The sequence below is a fragment of the Sphingobacterium sp. UBA5670 genome, from assembly GCF_002420705.1.
Taxonomy (GTDB): Bacteria; Bacteroidota; Bacteroidia; order Sphingobacteriales; family Sphingobacteriaceae; genus Sphingobacterium.
In genome coordinates this window covers 81,415-98,747 of record NZ_DIIM01000014.1, presented here as the reverse complement: position 1 = coordinate 98,747, position 17,333 = coordinate 81,415, and the positions used below count along the sequence as shown (strand labels likewise).

Here is a 17,333-nt window from a genome sequence, read left to right as displayed (position 1 = left end):
CACAGATACGAACTTTAATGACTCAATCGAACAGCTTTTAATTATGGGATTTTTGAATAATATTTTTGGTAAAAAAGAAAATAAAAAGGACGGTGTACGAGATTTTTGGGACTGGTTTATAAAAAATGAAAAGACATTTTTTCAAGTCGTTAAAAGTGGAGAACAAATTGATCAGAATTTTTTCAGCAAGCTTGCACCGAAGATCGATGCGCTTCGCAAGGAATTGTATTTCTTAACTGGCATGTATGACGATGAAACGGCTGAACTTGTAGTCACTCCTGATGGAGTCATCAAAAATATAGCTTTCGTAGAACAGCTGATTGCTTCTGCTCCATCACTACCCCGCTGGAAATTTACGGCACTAAAACCCGCAATCGCGGATATGGCAAAATTCAAAATCTCCATGTATGGATTTACCTTTGACATCAAGGATATGTTTTTTTACCCTATTCAGCATAAATATCACCCGGATGAAGTCGATATCGTTATCGTTCACCCTGATTATAAGGAAGAGAACAAGGCTAATATTGCCCATGGGATAGAAATATTCCTCGACAATTACATTGGTGAACTGAACTCAATCATTTCCATAGACAATCTGAATGTGACCTCAACAGGTCTCGCAACTGAAGAGTTGATTCCGCTGATCAAATTAAAAGATTATTTGATCTGGCGGGAAAAGGAATTTGTGGAAAAATACACTGATCTAAGACGTAATACCACAGATGATACCTATACTGCCTTTGAAGGTATATTAGAAAACGACCTACCTATCTTGGCTATTATTAATACAACGTTACTGGACTGGGATGGAAAAGCCTCTCATCCTTGGATCGTTACCCTAAAAATCAGCTATGATGGAACCGCAACCAATGGAATGCCAGATCAGGAAACTTACGATTTAATGGATAAGTTTGAAGAGGAATTAATGAATAACCTTCCAGATGATATTGGCTTTCTTAATATTGGCCGAGAAACTGCTGATAATCTAAGGGAAATTTATCTAGCTTGTAAAGAATTTCGAAAAATCTCCATGACCATCGATCAGTTAATCGAACAGTACAAGGAAAAACTCCAAATTGATTATAGCATCTACAAAGATAAATACTGGAAATCTTTCGAGCGATTTTATACACAAATAGAGTAAGGTTCTTTTATCAAATCCAACAAAACCTGATAAGGGCTTCCAGAAACAACAAAAGCCTTCAACCAAGCAACGAACCCCATAACAAATAAATCCTTATTTTCTTTTTGATTCACCATAGCTTCGACAGCTGCACGAAAGGATTTCCCTTGAATGACGGTAGGATTTAAAAGATATTTTTCTACCAATTTAGCAAAATCAATGACTCTATTTTCATTGACACTCATCAGGTACTTTTTATACCTGCGAACAAAGCTCTTTAGTTTCGAAGTTGCCAAATCGATGTGATCGAATTGGATGTGGATCAGAATTTCGAACAGGCTCTTCCGGATAGTCCATAACATCCCCATTTTTTTCTCATACCAGGCGTCTGTTCGAGTCAATTTTTGAAACTCAACTAAAGCAGTTTTATCGCGGAATTGGGTTAAAAACATGACCAAACATAATTGCAGATCCGCGAGATCAAGTTCACTTGACTTTGGTGCCGCTTGATTGATCCCTTCCCTTAACAGAGCAAGACCTTGTGCGCCATCGCCAAGATAATGAAAATTCAATGCCTTCAACAATTGGCATCGCAGCTGAAACTGTGTTCGAAAAGCAGGACTTGCTTGCGACAAAACTACATCCATCCGTTCCAAATAACGCAAACTTTCCTTAAAAAAACCGTTCCGCAAATTGAAGTTAGCCAGGTAATACAAGATATGGAGATAGTAAAATAACTGAAGGACTGCCTGCTCCTGATGTTTTCGCAGGAAATTATCTGCTGTTTTTAAGAAAGAACGGACCAGCGCATAATTTTGATGAATTGCGGCATATTCATTCGCAATATACAACAGTTGATAAAGTGATTTAAATGACAAAAGATCATTTAAGGAAATACTGTATTTACTCAACGTATCCAGAATCAACTTATTGAGATCAACTATTTTTGCCTTCAAATGAATATCCTGTAATTCCGCGCGCAACAAAGCATAAGCAATCTGAAATTTTGCTTCTTGCTGTAATTTCCGTTGATTTTCAGCAAAATGATCGACAAGCAATTTCAAATTGACACTTGGATCCAAATAAGCATATTGTAATCTAGTTTGCAAGATCTCGTTCAACAAACTAAACTGATCAAGAAGAAGCGCTTTATCTTCCGCTCGCTGAAGACATTTAAACCCAATCTTAATGAACTGGCTTTCCAGTAGAAACCGGCCCACAACAAGCAGTCTCAGTGCTTCATGCGCCTCGCTGTTGTCCCGCTCAAAAACCTTATTTGAAAGAAAAAACAGTAGACTCTCATGAAGCCTCTTTCTCAAGGCATGGTAAGCATTGCGATTTTTGGTAGGATCATATAATTTTTTTAATCTATTTATATCGTCAGTTTCTATAATTTCTAGCAACCTAACATTTTTCACATCATTTCGCTTGTTTTTACGTTTCAAAAAAGCCTTAAAATCCTTTTTATCGTCATTATTAAGCAGTAATAGTAAGTTTGATATTGCATCTGTCATAGCTAAAATTTAGAATTAAATAAATATACAAAACGAAATAATATCGTCAGTATTCTTTTAAAATTAAATTTAAAAACAATTGGATCCTATAGATATTTGAGTCACAAAACAACAACAAATTAAAACTAAAACAAGAAAATTATGGAACCGCTAAAAAACATGATTGAAGAAAAAAAAGCCGAAAGGGATTCAAACAAAAGAAATCCATTTAAACCAACAGGCGCATTTATTGGTGCTTCATGGACCGCATTATTGGTTGGAACCGTTGGCTATTGTATAGGCTTATGGAATGCAACAATGGCATTGAACGAAAAAGGGTATTATTTTACAATTTTACTGTTTGCCCTGTTTGCTGTTATCTCCGTTCAAAAAAGTGTCAGAGATAAAGCCGAAGGGCTCGCTGTTACCGAATTATATTATGGTCTAAGCTGGTTTGCAACAATTGCCGCCGTTGTTCTATTAACTGTAGGCCTATGGAATGCAGAACTGCTTTTAAGTGAGAAAGGATTCTATGCGATGTCCTTCTCATTGAGTATATTCTCTGCAATCGCAGTGCAAAAGAACACACGCGACGCAAAACTTATCGATGACAATGAAATAAAACTTTAGCGGGTGCCGATCCTGTGGCCCCTGCAATGCAAGCCGCAGGATCTTTCAATCCCCTTTGGGACAAAAAAAAGGAAGAGCTTGTTATTTTAGTTTTTCCTTTTTTACGCTGGTGGTCGTAGGCTAATGGTTTTAGTTTGATGGTCAAGGCCGAGCAATCGGAAGGTAAACAAAAAATGTACTTCCAGTTCCAAAAACACTTTGTACATCAATTTCTCCCCCCATGCTCTCGATAAACTCCTTGCTTATGCTCAAGCCCAAACCCGTTCCTTCTTTTGTACTCCCTGGGACACGGAAATAGCGATCAAAAATTTTCGTTAAATATTGCGACGGAATTCCTTGACCATGATCTTCAACAAGTAAAAGTATCCTTGCCCCTTTCCTTTTGGCAGAAATACCGATCACTCCCCCTTCATCAGAATACCGAATTGCATTGGACAATAAATTCGTCAACACCCATGCGGCCTTTTCGGTATCGATAAAGACCATCGGCAAATCCTTTTCCAATTGCACGTCTATCCGTATTTGTTTTTGCTCTACCATCGACCGATTGGCCAAAAGTGCATAATCTACAATCGGTCCGATAGATGCTGGGGCCAGCTTCATCTGAATTGTACCGCTCTCCACTTGTGCAATATCCAAAAGTTCTCCCGTAATCTTCAGGAGACGAGCTGTATCATCAGCAATCCCTTCGAGCAAATCTTTTTGTTCTTCATTCAAATCTCCGACCCGCTTATTCTCTAACAATTGGATCCCCATACGTATGGAAGCAATTGGTGTCTTCAATTCATGGGAGACCGTTCCAATAAAATTTGTTTTTGCTACATCACGCTCCTTAAAACTGGTTACATTCTTCAACAAAATAAATTGTCCGATAAATTGAGAACTCTCCTCTCCTGTTGGAACAACATTAATATCAATGACCTCTAACTCAAAATAGTTTTCTTTTCCAGAAGCAAATACCTGAACCAAGCCCAGATGACCGGATTCCTGATGCAAAGAGCTAATTTTGTTGAGGAGGTTTCTGATCAAATCATTAAAAGATCCAATTTCCTCCAAATTCTTTCCCTCAAATTCAGCAAGCTTTAACCCCGAAATTAAACAAGCAGGTTCATTTGCAAAAAGCACTCTTTTTTCCTCATCCACCCCTATAACAGCATCATGCATGTTATCAATAAGTGCTTCAATTCTCTTTTTATGCTGCAAAATTTTCCCTAATTTACTTTCTGTATATTCCTCGAGCTTTTGAGCCATTGTGTTGAACGATTTTGCCACCGCACCAAATTCATCCTTTCGCTTAAAATGAAGCCTCATTTTATAATTCCCAGCAGCAATCTGTTTAATACTATCGCTTAATTGTACAATTGGACCAGCAATAGCTAGGGGAAGATTAACCAACAACACAAACGCAATCATAAAACAGATCGCACCTACTATGGAGATCGCCAGAATAGCTTTTTCTGCTGTTGTATTGGCGATCATGTTTTTGTATTCAATCGCCTGCATATTAAGATACATCAGCTGGAATATATCTTTACGCAAATCGGCCACCACTGTGGCATTTTTCGTCTCTCTTTTTAAACTCAAAAAGTGACGATTTACACGTTCGGTTACAGCCCGTTCCCCGGGTTCCGTCACATTGCGCTTTTGGAGCATTAAGTTATGTTCAAATAGCTGAACACTGTTCGCGTTTGTACGAAGATCTTCCAAAGCCAACAGCATATTCCGGGAGTAATGCAACGTGTTATAGTTGTCGACTAAAATATTGTTTGTATCTTTTTTTAGCCAGTAAACATAATAGCCACTCACTATCGCAAGCAGCAAGATCATGAAAAATAAAAAACCTACCCCAAATGTCAGCTTAGCTTTAAGTTTCATTGGATTTTATATTCTTCAATTTTTCGATACAAGGTAGCTATACCGATTTCTAACAATCGAGCCGCCTCAGCTTTATTTCCATTCGTATGTTTCAATACACGTTGTATATGCTGCCTTTCTATGTTGGCCATCGAAAAGTTTGATAAGCCTCCCGTCCCCTCTCTAAACTCACGTTCTCCGAAAGGAAGACTCTGAACATCCAGTATACCGCCCTCACTTAAAATTACACTGCGTTCAATCACATTTTTCAGTTCACGAATATTTCCGCGCCATCCATTGTGTTCCAATGCCTGCACAAATGCAGGGCTCATCTGCAAAGGTTTCAAATTGGATTTTAGAGCAAAAATATCAGTGTAATATTTCGCCAACGGCACAATATCTTGTATCCGCTCACGCAACGGCGGCAATTCAATCGTAAAAACAGATAATCTGTAAAAAAGATCACTCCTAAAATGATCAGAAGCAATTTCAGTTTCGAGATTTCTGTTGGTAGCAGCTATGATACGTACATCCACTTTCGTTGGCTTGGAATCCCCTACTTTCAAAAACTCCCCCGTTTCCAAAACACGAAGAATTTTAGCTTGCAGCTCCAAAGCCATCTCCCCGATCTCATCCAGAAATATAGTACCTAAATGAGCTTCTTCAAACAAGCCGCGCTGATCTTTCGTCGCTCCGGTAAAAGCGCCAGATTTATGACCAAACAACTCATTTTCCAGCAGATCTTTTGAAAATGCGGCGCAGTTAATAGCCACGAAATTACGGTCTCTTCTGGAACTAGCCTGATGGATCGCCTGTGCAAAAACCTCTTTACCGGTACCAGTTTCTCCAGTGAGTAGAACCGTTGTATTGGTAACAGCAACTTTTTGTGCCATTCCGATGGCCGCTTGAATCGCATTAGATTTTCCAATAATCTTATCGAAAGAAAGTCTATCCCCTAGTCGCTTTTCTAACTGCTGTACCCTTCGAGCCAATGCAACCTTTTCGCAAGCTTTATAAAGCAATGGTATAATGCGATTGTTGTCATCTCCTTTCGTAATGTATTCAAAAGCGCCGTTTTTTATTGCCTTTACACCATCAGGAATATTCCCGTAAGCCGTCAATAAGATAACCTCCACAATAGGATACCGCTCCTTAATCAATTTAGCAGTTTCAATCCCATTACCGTCAGGCAGCTTAACATCACAAAGAACAACATCTACATCATTGACTTCAAGTTTTTTCAATCCCGATTTAATATCCCCTGCCTCAATAACATCAAAACCTTCCAAGCTAATGATTTTGGACAGCAATTTCCGAAGTTTCTCTTCGTCGTCTATAAGGAGAACTCTATTCACAATTTTCGTTTTTTCAAAATTACAATTTGTCTGAAGCAAATAGTAGAAAAATAAACAATTTGACTATTTCTCAAAAGTTTAGCTGATATCAAAATAAAAAGCCTATATTTGTAAACCACAACAGAAATAAAACTGCATGTAAGATTAAAATTCTTTAGAACGAAATAAATACCATCCATTGGCAGCACCTGCCTAAATGGTCTTTTTCTAACATTTAAAGAATTTCAACATGCTTTCATTACAACAACTTTCTTATATACATCCGAATAAAGATTTATTGTTTGAGAATATAAATCTTCATATAAACGCGCAAGAGAAAATTGCATTGATCGGCCATAATGGCGTTGGCAAATCAACTTTATTGCGATTAATCGCCCGCGAACTATTCCCAGCGGATGGCAGCATCCTTGTCAGTGCCAGTACATACTATGTTCCACAAGTTGTCGGACAATTTGAGGACAAGACCGTTGCCGAAGCGCTCGGAATCAACAAAAAATTAAATGCACTTCATGCCATATTAGCGGGTGATGCATCAGAAGAAAATTTCAACAGCCTTCAAGATGACTGGACTCTGGAGGAACGTTGCAAAGAAGCTTTCGAACAATGGAGCCTGCCCGACATCGCATTGACACAAAAAATGTCTTCTCTTAGTGGTGGACAAAAAACGAAAATCTTATTGGCCGGAATCCAGATTCATCAATCCGAGTTCATTCTGCTCGATGAACCCAGCAACCATTTGGATTTGGATAGCAAAAAGCTCTTATACAACTGGATCCAATCTACCAAAAGCACACTAATCATTGTAAGCCATGATAGAACCCTGCTTAATCTATTGGACGATATGGCCGAAATGACACCCAAGGGAATTAAACGATACGGAGGCAATTACAGCTTTTACGAGGCTCAAAAAGAAGGCGAACGCCAAGCTTTGCAACAGGATATCCATCACAAGGAAAAAGCGATCAAAATTGCGAAGGAGAAAGAAAGAGAAACTATCGAACGTCAAAATCGATTAAATAACCGTGGTCAAAAAAAGCAGGAAAAAGCTGGTGTAGCGCGGATCATGATGAATACGCTACGCAATAATGCCGAGAAAAGCACCGCCAAAATAAAGAGTGTACATCAGGATAAAATTGGAGATATCAGATCCGATCTACAGGAACTTCGGGGCTCGCAATCGGCATTGGATGAAATTAAAATCGATCTAGGAAATAGCACTTTTCCGACAGGAAAAAGTATGGTCAAAGCAGAAAACATCAATTTCCGCTATGGCTCGCAGCAACTTTGGGCAGATCATGTTGACTTTCAATTATTCAGTGGAGACCGCATCGCACTACAGGGTCAGAATGGGTCTGGTAAAACGACATTGGTCAAACTCCTACTTAACCAACTGACACCTGAGCAAGGAAAAATTGAGCGTCAATCATTTGACGCAATCTATTTAGATCAGACATATTCCATTATATCGCCTCATTTGAGCATTTACGAACAAGCTCAGCAATTCAACACCGATGCGCTGCCTGAACATGAGATCAAGATCAGGCTCAATCGCTTCCTATTCGGAAAGGACGATTGGGATAAACCATGTGCGCTACTTAGCGGCGGCGAAAAAATGCGCCTGATCTTATGCTGCCTTACTATTCAGCAACAGTCACCAGATTTAATTATCCTGGATGAACCAACAAACAATCTGGATCTTCAAAATATCCGCATACTGACCAGAGCCATTCAGCTTTATAAGGGCACAATTCTCGTCATTTCCCATGATGAAGTTTTTCTGAAAGAAATTCATGTAAATAAAGTCATCACACTCTAAAGAACTGCACACACTTATTCCTTCTATTTTACTGCTGCAAAATAGAAGGAATATTTACGGCGAACCGCTACATGTTTCAATAAAACATCCCATTTTTTGTAACAATCCCATATTCTTTATTTAAAATCTGCTAAATCGATAAATTAATTTAAGGAAAATGAATTTTTATCGATATATTCACAATGATTTTAAACACGAAACAATAACCATTAAATTAATTGAACCTTCTCATTTACATATTAAGTCTCATGACAAATGTATCTCATAGGCCTCTCAATTAATTTACTTCATTTAATTATGTCAGATTATCAAATTAAAGAAAATCCCGAATTATTTGACGCCATAGTCGTTGGTTCCGGCGCAGGTGGTGGTATGGCAGGTTATATACTTGCACATGCGGGGCTTAAAGTATTGATGCTGGAAGCAGGTCCTTTTTATGATCCAGCAAAAGATTCGTTACAACTGCGTTGGCCTTGGGAATCTCCAAGAAGAGGTGCGGGCACAACAAGACCATTTGGGGATTTCGACGCTGCCTTTGGTGGCTGGCAGATCGAGGGTGAACCTTATAGTAAAGTAGCAGGAACTGAATTTGAGTGGTTTAGAGCCCGAATGCTGGGTGGAAGAACCAACCACTGGGGCCGTATTTCATTACGTATGGGACCTGACGATTTCAAGCCAAAGGATGGAGTTACAGAAGAATGGCCTATTACTTATGAAGAGGTCAAGCCATTTTACGACCGTGTCGATCGAATGATCGGAATATATGGTACAGTAGAAGGTATTCATAATGAACCAGATGGAATTTTCATGAAACCACCTAAGCCACGCCTGAACGAACTATACATTGCCAAAGGAGCTAAAAAAGCGGGGGTTCCAGTGATCCCGGGAAGAGGGGCTGTACTGACTGAAGTATCGAAAGACATCAAAGATCGGGGAGCCTGTTTCTATTGTGGTCAATGTGGCCGTGCATGTAAAGTTTATGGAGACTTTTCTTCTTCGTCTTGTCTCGTTATTCCGGCTATGAAAACGGGTAACCTGAAGGTGATAGACAATGCTATGGTGAGAGAGGTGATTACTAATGACGAAGGACTCGCTGTTGGTGTTTCCTATGTAAACACCAAAGATCTACAGGAATACACAGTAAAAGGAAAAACCGTTATTCTAGGTGCCAGTGCCTGTGAAAGTGCTCGTATCATGTTAAATTCCAAATCAAAATCCCACCCTGGTGGCGTTGGTAATAGCAGCGGTTTAGTTGGAAAATATCTTCACGATTCTACAGGAGCCAGTTTATCAGGTTTTTTACCGCAGCTCCTCGACCGGAAGCGTTATAATGAAGATGGTGTCGGAAGTGTACATATTTACTCGCCATGGTGGGAAGATAACGCTAAATTGAATTTCCCTAGAGGTTACCACATCGAATACGGCGGTGGTTTACATATGCCCTCTTATGGTTTTTTGAACTGGGTACCTAAAGTAAATGATATCGCCAAAAATTCGGATGGAAAAACAAAAGCCAAAGGTGGTTATGGTACCGCGTTAAAAGAAGATTTCCGTAGCTATTATGGTGCAAATGTAGGCATGGCTGGACGGGGAACTGCATTGGCCAGAAAAGATAATTATTGCGAAATCGATCCGGATAAAGTCGACAAATTCGGAATACCTGTGCTACGATTCAACTACAAATGGGCAAATGAAGAAATAGCACAGGCTAAACACATGCAAGAGACATTTCAATCTATTATGCACGAAATGGGCGCGGTAATCACCTCAAAGATTCCGGGGGCAGATACATTGTATGGCTTGGAAGCTCCGGGAAAAATTATTCACGAAGGTGGTACCACAAGAATGGGGAATGACCCTAAAACTTCCGTATTGAATAAATGGGGACAGGCACACGATTGTAAAAATCTTTATGTCGTAGATGCGGGACCATTTGTGCAACAAGGTGACAAAAATCTGACCTGGACAATACTCGCTTTATCGATGCGGACAGCAGAATATATACTTCAAGAAAAGAAAAAATTAAACGGCTAAAGCATGAATAGAAGAGAATCTTTAAGAGCATTAGGCTTTATTGCAGCTGGATCAGGTCTTTTAACTGCAGCTTGCAACTCAAAGGAGGCTAAAAATGCTACAGTAGACAATAGCAAAAAATTACCTGGAGTTCAGGATTTTGAATATGAACGCACAGAACAGCTATACGCCGAAAAGTTTTTTGATGAACACGAAATGGCTACAATCACTGTTTTGGCAGATATCATTATCCCGAAGGACAGCAAATCAGGGAGCGCATCGGAAGCGGGGGTGCCCGATTTTATCGAATTTATCGTAAAAGATTTGCCGGACAATAAAATCCCTATGCGGGGTGGCCTTCGTTGGTTGGACCTCCAATCCAAAAAACGTTATGGTACAGTATTTATAAAATGTAATGAAAAGGATCAACTTGCATTAGTAGATGATATCGCTTATCCTGAACTGGCAAAACCAGAAATGAAACAGGGTGCAGCATTCTTTTCGCTGATGCGCAACCTTACTTCCTCAGGTTTTTACACAAGCGAAATAGGTGTGAAAGATATTGGCTATGCCGGAAATAAGCCTGGAGTATGGAATGGTGTACCCGATGATGTATTGAAAGAGCACGGTTTTGACCCGACTAAATTCTTTGGATAAAAAAAAATCCTTTCCGTTTTCGGAAAGGATTTTTTTATTTTAAATTGAAATTTATTGTGCCGGTGGGACCTCGGTAGTCTCGGGTGCTTTATCAATTAATTCCATAAATTGATCCAATTTAGGTGTAATGATAATCTGCGTCCTTCTATTACGTTGTTTACCAATTGCTGTGGTATTGTCTGCAATCGGGTTATACTCACCCCTACCACCTGCAGTTAAGCGTTTGGGATCCACACCATATTTATTCTGTAATGCCTGTACAACAGAAGAAGCTCTCAGGGTACTCAAATCCCAGTTGTTCCGAATATTAGGTTTAGAAATCGGATCTGTATCTGTATTACCTTCAATCAACACTTCGTAATCTCTATAATCCTGGATAATTTTTGCGATCTTGCTCAGTGTCTGATCTGCTCTATCGTTAATTTCATAGCTACCGGATTTGTAAAGCATATTATCCGCAAGTGAGATATAAACTACCCCTTTTAATACCTGTACATCAACTTCCTGCAACTCTTCACGGCTAAGTGATCTTGTCAAATTATTTGTCAATACAAGATTCAAGGAATCCGATTTATTTTTCGTTTCTACGAGATGCTTAATGTATTTATTTGAAGCGTTAATTTCATCAACCAACTTGGAGATATTAATATTTCCCTGTGAATTCTGATTAATACTATTGTCTAATGTTTTCTGCAATGCAGCATACGCTGAGCGAAGGTCAGCATTATTCTGTCTCTCGGACGCTAATTGATCCTCTAAACTTTTGATCCGTGTCCTACCTTCAGCTAATTGAAGCTGCCCATCCTGATACTGCTTGGTCAATTGACTATGCTCCGTTTGCAATTTACTATAGTCGGACTGTAAACCAGCATATTGTTTTTTGCTAACGCCACATCCGATAACAAACAAACTGGCCGTTAATACAGTCATTGGAAAAACTAAATTCTTCATGATATACTTTTTTTGTAGATGTTGAACTAATTCATATAGCAAGATATGCAATATTCCAGCCAAAACACGCCATAGACTTGTCAAATTAACAACCTTTAACGTCTATTGGGCTAGCTCTTTCAACTCTGCAGCGTTAAATACTTGTTCACCTTTAAGATAGGGATTTGCACCTTTTAGATAATTATAAATAATAGATTTAGCCTCGTCATTGGGTAATTTATAAAGGTTTTTAACAAGGAAATTTTTATCCTCAAGGATATTATTGTTATACCCCAAAAAAGAAGGCGCATGTACCTGTACGCTCCAACGTATAAACCGGGCTTCAATATGATTTGGATTTTCCTTAATCACTTCTTCCAAATGCTTTTTACCCTCTTTAAACTGCCCAACTTTCTTAAATGGATTGCCGATATGTTTAGCTAAAAGTATTTGATAGGCGGCTAGATATGCTTTCTCTGTTGGCGATTTGGCACCTTCAGTCAATGCCTCCAAATTATGTTCACACAGATCCTCATCCTTTACGGCTACCGCATATTCCTTTCGAACTTTATCAATATTCACCTGTTGGCCAAGTCCAACTTTTGTCAAGGTAAATAGAACAATTGTCAATACTATTCGTGTTATCATAATTATAAATCAGGCTATTTTAACAATTTCATTTTCCGACTTAAATTACTAAAAAAATCGAATCCAACTATTAATTTTCAATTATCATACCACAAAGCCAAAAATTCATGTCAGCATATCGCCACAGGTAGCTTTAAAAAGAAGAAAAGTCTTCGTTAAGGTATATTTTTAAAGCAATTTTGCAGCATGAAACTGATGTTAGAAGCAAGCCCGGTGTGGCTAAAGGTTATTTTGTCAATTCTGTTTGGTGTAATATTGGGCTGTTTTTTAGGCGAAATAGTTTTTACGCTATTACAGCATTAAGTTCTCTCTTGGGGCCGATATTCCACCATTGTCATGACGATGATATACTGTTATTCACTTGGATATCTGGTCTATCATAACTCAGCTTCGGAAGCCGATAAGTTTCATTATCCTTGCTAAAAATCAAATTATTTTTGCTATATTGGTAAGACCAATATAAATTTATAGCAAGCTATGGAGACTAAAGCAGAGTATCAGATTTGGGACACTATTGTGAATAGCGCAAAAACTAAATTCGATTATAAGCATATTCGTGCTATGTTCAAAAAAGAAGATGACGAAATAACCGATAAGTTTCTATTCCATATTATTGCAGGATTTGCCTGTGGAGAAAACCATCAGACCATTTCAACTAATCTTTTTAATGAATTACAAAGCATTCATTTTGAATGCAATGAGGAACAAATCGACCGGTTTATCGCCGATAAACATGTAAAATTCAGTCCCGAAATCTATGCGACCTATCTTGCGTTTTCTATGCTGGAAGATGGTGAAGATGTCGATAACATAACCGAAATCATTAATAATCTTTTGCAGCTAGACAAATAATTTTCCTGAAGTATCGTTTAATTTTGGCTAAAAACTTATATTCGTGAATTATTACACCTATAGTTATGCGCCAGTTTTTAACGCTATTTTTAATATTTTCTATTTATACAAATAGTATAGCCCAAACTTTTGACTTTGGTAAAGTTTCTATTTCGGATTTTTCACGAACAGATTTGGATAGCAATGCCAACGCAATAGTTTTGAATGAGTTTGGGCGAAGTTCTGTTTTTGTAGATGATTACGACAATCGCATAAAACTTCAACATGAGTACCATGTACTTATCCGGATCAATAATAAAGAAGGGTTTAAAAAAGCTAATTTTGAAATTCCCTCCTATAAACGCGGAAGTTATGTCCGTGACTATTTTGACGAATTAAAGGCGGTTACTTATAACTTGGAAAATGGTAGAATTGAAAAAACCGAACTTGAAAATAAGAAGGTCTTCAAAGAAAACTACTCCGCTTATCTAGATCTAAATAAATTTACTCTTCCGAATATTAAAGAAGGATCTATTATTGAAGTATCCTATCGGACACTGGAGCAAGATTTATTCAATTTCAAAACATGGGAATTTCAAGACGATATCCCCAAAATACAAAGCCAATATATCGCCATCATACCTGCGTCTTTCACCTACAATGTAGTCTTACGTGGCCCTTATAAGCTTAGCGATCAAAAAGGCGAAGTATTGAAAGAATACATTTTTCTTGATGGGTTAAGAATGGATTGTTCCAAGTTGACCTATTCCATGAAGAACATTCCGGCATTTGTAGAAGAAGACTACATGACGTCTCCAACGAATTTCAAATCTGCTATCTATTATGAGCTTGAATCGATCTATTATCCAAGCACGGGTAGCAAGAAGACTTTTAGCAAAACCTGGAAAGACGTCGATACAGATCTGATGAATGAAAAGGCGTTTGGTGGACAATTAAAAAAAACAGACTTATTTAAAACCAGTTTGGCTACAATTTTATCGCCTACTGACACAAAATTAGAAAAGGCAAAAAAGATATATAGTTATATCAATAAGCAAATAAAATGGAATAACTATTTAGGAAAGTACGCCGAAGTGGGTATTGAAAAAGCACTGGAAAAACGAACTGGCAATATCGGAGATATTAACTTAGCCCTGGTAACTGCCTTGCTGGCAGCAGATCTGGAAGCCTACCCTATTATTTTATCAACACGACGAAACGGTACTCCCAATGCCCTATTTCCAGTACTATCTGACTTTGACTATATCATCGCCTGCGTAGATATTGACGGGATAAAGTATAAACTTGACGCCTCCAATTCATACTTACCTTTCGGAGAGCTGCCCTTACAATGCCTGAATGAACGGGGAAGAATTATTTACTCTAAAAAGAGTTCCGATTGGTATCCGCTCACCGCCGAAGAATCTTCCGATGTAAATTATTTATTGGAGGGCACATTGAATGATCAATTTAAAATCAAGGGAAAACTGACCATCAGCAGTAAAGGAAACAAGGCCCTATTAAAGCGTCAGCATATCGCCAAATTCAATTCTTTGGAAGAATACTGGGAAAAACTAGACGAGGAAATGCCCAATATTACCTTAACAAAATCAAGTATCCAAAATTTGGAGGATATTGATCAGCTATTAATAGAAGAATTTGATGTCACAATGGATGTCTCCAAACAGATGGGACAAGATGTACTGGTTTTGGCGCCCAATATTATTGACAGAATTTCCTACAATCCATTTAAAGCGCAGGAAAGAACTTACCCCGTCGATATGGGTTTTAAATCCAAAACCCTGTATTCGATCAAATTGACAATTCCTGATCAATATGAAATTGTCGAAAAACCACAAAATGCTTCTTTAGCACTCCCAGAGTCAGCTGCAAAATATAGATATGTAACACAAGTCAACGGTAATCAGCTTGAAATCCTACAAAGTCTAGTGTTTAACAAACCTGTATTTTCAGTCGATGAGTATTTTTCGCTCAAAGAGTTGTATTCACGTATCATTCAACAGCAAAAGCTAGATATAAAATTAACCGATAAAAAATGAAAATCTTATTCGTCAACTTACTCCTACTTCCGATCCTCGCAATTGGGCAAGATAATTACGACGTCGCCAATATCCCGAGTGCATTAAAGAGTCGGGCAGTAGCAACTGTCCGTAATGATAAGACTGTGGTAGAAATAAAATCTCCTGAACAAGTGATCACAACCATAACTTGTGCCGTTACTGTTTATAATAAAAATGGAGATCGCTATGCTTCCCTCCCGGTCTATTATAATAAGTCTAGCGAAATCAAAAATCTAAAAGGAGCGATTTATAATGAAATGGGGATATTGCAAAAAAAAATTGCAACGAAAGATTTCAAAGATATAAGCGCTGTGGACAATAGTACAATGTTTGCCGATTCACGGGTAAAATTATATGTTCCCGACTACCACAGCTATCCTTATACGGTGGAATACCAATACGAAGTGAAAAATAAACAAAATTTGATCATTCCATCTTGGACTCCTGAAGTATCGAACAATGTTTCTGTGGAAAAAAGCAGTTTTCAATTTATTGCTCCGCTTGGCACCGAATATCGAATTGAAACAAAGAATTATAAAGGGAGGATAAAAGAAGAGAAAAATGAGAAAACCGAAAGTAAAACCTGGACTGTAGAACAGATTACGGCAAGAAAGGATGAATCGTATAGCCCCAACCCCAGCCTAAAAAGAACAAATGTGCTCATCGTTCCCAAAAACTTTATTTACTATGGAAAAGAAGGAAATTTCTCTGATTGGAAAGAGTTTGGCAATTGGGTGTCGAATAGCTTGTTGAATAAAAAAGAAGATCTGACAGAAGCTTCCAAACATAAATTTATTGCACTAACAAAAAATGCAAGTTCCGATAAAGATAAAGCGAAGATTCTATACGAATACTTACAAAAAAATACACGCTATATCAGTATCCAAATAGGGATTGGCGGTTTAGAACCATTTCCTGCTTCAGAAGTGGACCGTTTGGGCTATGGAGATTGTAAAGCGCTTGCAAACTACATGCGAAGTATGCTATCAGCAGTCAACATCCCTTCCTATTATTGTATAGTCGAAGCTGGAAGACGCAAAGAGAGTTTCAACAAAACCTTTGCAAATGCCCAGGATGGAAATCACGTCATCTTATGTATCCCATTCAAAAATGATACGACCTGGCTGGAATGTACGAGCCAAAACCTTCCCTTTGGTTTTTTGAGTGATTTTACGGACGATAGAGATGTGGTCGCCTGCACCGAAAATGGCGGTGTGATCATGCATACACCGAAATATCTCAACTCCACCAATCTTCAGCTTCGCTATGCTGACCTAAAACTTTCGGAAGACGGAAGCATCCAAGGTACCTTAAACACCAAGTTCTACGGAACCCAATATGAGAACCATATGGATGTCCTTTTAGCCAGCAATAATGATAAAAATAAGCTTCTCGCAGAATACTATAATATTGACAATATTAATTTTAATCAGGTAAACTATATTGAACATAAAGAAGAAAATCCATTTATTGAGGAGAACCTGAATATTTTTGTTAAAAACTATGCTGTGAAAAATGGCAATAAACTTTTGATCCAACCTAATCTATTTAATATGCGTTCCAATATCCCTGAAAGCAAAAATAGAACAGAAGATATTTTCATTGAAAGGGGCTTTGCCGATATCGATAGCATTAGTATTGCGCTTCCAGAAAATATACTCAAAAACATAACTCCTGAGAAGAAAATCATTGAGAAACCCTTTGGAAAATATGAATTTAGGTCAGAAATAAAAGACAATAAGCTATTCACCTACAGAAAATTGGAACTTTTTGAAGGCAGCTATCCAGCCGATAATTATGAAGAATTTTTCCAATTTAACAACGAGGTAAGCAGTTGTGATCGAGGACGCTTTAATCTCAGCTTTCTCTAACCGAAAGAAAATATTTACCAGAATATGA

Annotated in this window: 13 protein-coding genes; 8 read left to right on the top strand and 5 right to left on the bottom strand. The window is 38.1% G+C overall.

Annotated elements, in window-relative coordinates; translation table 11 throughout:
• The first annotated feature begins 43 nt into the window (after nucleotides 1-43).
• Nucleotides 44-1,147 (top strand): DUF695 domain-containing protein, encoded by a 1,104-nt coding sequence (locus B3C94_RS12410; RefSeq protein WP_293904056.1) that lies wholly within the window; start codon nucleotides 44-46, stop codon nucleotides 1,145-1,147.
• Here B3C94_RS12410 and B3C94_RS12405 read toward each other — a convergent pair.
• The gene (locus tag B3C94_RS12405) at nucleotides 1,129-2,640 is read right to left on the bottom strand and encodes a hypothetical protein (RefSeq protein WP_293904054.1); all 1,512 of its coding nucleotides are present in this window, start codon (nucleotides 2,638-2,640) and stop codon (nucleotides 1,129-1,131) included. The two genes, B3C94_RS12410 and B3C94_RS12405, sit on opposite strands and share 19 nt — an antisense overlap.
• A 141-nt stretch (nucleotides 2,641-2,781) precedes the next feature.
• Here B3C94_RS12405 and yiaA point away from each other — a divergent pair, with 141 nt between their 5' ends.
• Nucleotides 2,782-3,249, top strand: coding sequence for an inner membrane protein YiaA (gene yiaA, locus B3C94_RS12400; protein WP_293904052.1), 468 nt, complete (start codon nucleotides 2,782-2,784; stop codon nucleotides 3,247-3,249).
• 141 nt (nucleotides 3,250-3,390) lie between these two features.
• Here yiaA and B3C94_RS12395 read toward each other — a convergent pair whose 3' ends face one another.
• The gene (locus B3C94_RS12395) at nucleotides 3,391-5,124 is read right to left on the bottom strand and encodes a sensor histidine kinase (RefSeq protein ID WP_293904050.1); all 1,734 of its coding nucleotides are present in this window, start codon (nucleotides 5,122-5,124) and stop codon (nucleotides 3,391-3,393) included.
• Entirely contained in the window at nucleotides 5,121-6,458 is a 1,338-nt protein-coding gene (locus B3C94_RS12390) for a sigma-54-dependent transcriptional regulator (protein WP_414712667.1), read from the bottom strand. Before B3C94_RS12390 ends, B3C94_RS12395 begins: the two co-directional genes overlap by 4 nt.
• A gap of 229 nt (nucleotides 6,459-6,687) precedes the next feature.
• On the opposite strand from B3C94_RS12390, the gene B3C94_RS12385 reads away from it, so the two are divergent.
• From B3C94_RS12385 to B3C94_RS12375, 3 genes are all read left to right on the top strand, one after another.
• Entirely contained in the window at nucleotides 6,688-8,274 is a 1,587-nt protein-coding gene (locus B3C94_RS12385; protein WP_293904048.1) for an ABC-F family ATP-binding cassette domain-containing protein, read from the top strand.
• 297 nt (nucleotides 8,275-8,571) lie between these two features.
• Nucleotides 8,572-10,308, top strand: a complete 1,737-nt coding sequence (locus B3C94_RS12380) for a GMC family oxidoreductase (protein ID WP_293904046.1) — start codon at nucleotides 8,572-8,574, stop codon at nucleotides 10,306-10,308.
• Nucleotides 10,309-10,311: 3 nt separating this feature from the next.
• Complete coding sequence (locus B3C94_RS12375; RefSeq protein WP_293904044.1) at nucleotides 10,312-10,944, top strand: gluconate 2-dehydrogenase subunit 3 family protein; 633 nt, start codon at nucleotides 10,312-10,314, stop codon at nucleotides 10,942-10,944.
• 51 nt (nucleotides 10,945-10,995) lie between these two features.
• On the opposite strand, the gene B3C94_RS12370 is transcribed toward B3C94_RS12375, so the two are convergent.
• Entirely contained in the window at nucleotides 10,996-11,895 is a 900-nt protein-coding gene (locus B3C94_RS12370; protein WP_293904042.1) for an OmpA family protein, read from the bottom strand.
• Between the two features lie 102 nt (nucleotides 11,896-11,997).
• Nucleotides 11,998-12,522, bottom strand: a complete 525-nt coding sequence (locus B3C94_RS12365) for a hypothetical protein (protein ID WP_293904040.1) — start codon at nucleotides 12,520-12,522, stop codon at nucleotides 11,998-12,000.
• Nucleotides 12,523-12,999: 477 nt separating this feature from the next.
• On the opposite strand from B3C94_RS12365, the gene B3C94_RS12360 reads away from it, so the two are divergent.
• From B3C94_RS12360 to B3C94_RS12350, 3 genes are all read left to right on the top strand, one after another.
• Entirely contained in the window at nucleotides 13,000-13,374 is a 375-nt protein-coding gene (locus B3C94_RS12360) for a hypothetical protein (RefSeq protein ID WP_286884132.1), read from the top strand.
• Nucleotides 13,375-13,439: 65 nt separating this feature from the next.
• Entirely contained in the window at nucleotides 13,440-15,413 is a 1,974-nt protein-coding gene (locus tag B3C94_RS12355) for a hypothetical protein (protein WP_293904036.1), read from the top strand.
• Nucleotides 15,410-17,305: a DUF3857 domain-containing transglutaminase family protein gene (locus tag B3C94_RS12350; protein WP_293904034.1), complete on the top strand. Its 1,896-nt coding sequence runs from the start codon at nucleotides 15,410-15,412 to the stop codon at nucleotides 17,303-17,305. The genes B3C94_RS12355 and B3C94_RS12350 overlap by 4 nt, the downstream gene beginning before the upstream one ends.
• The last annotated feature ends 28 nt before the right edge of the window (nucleotides 17,306-17,333 follow it).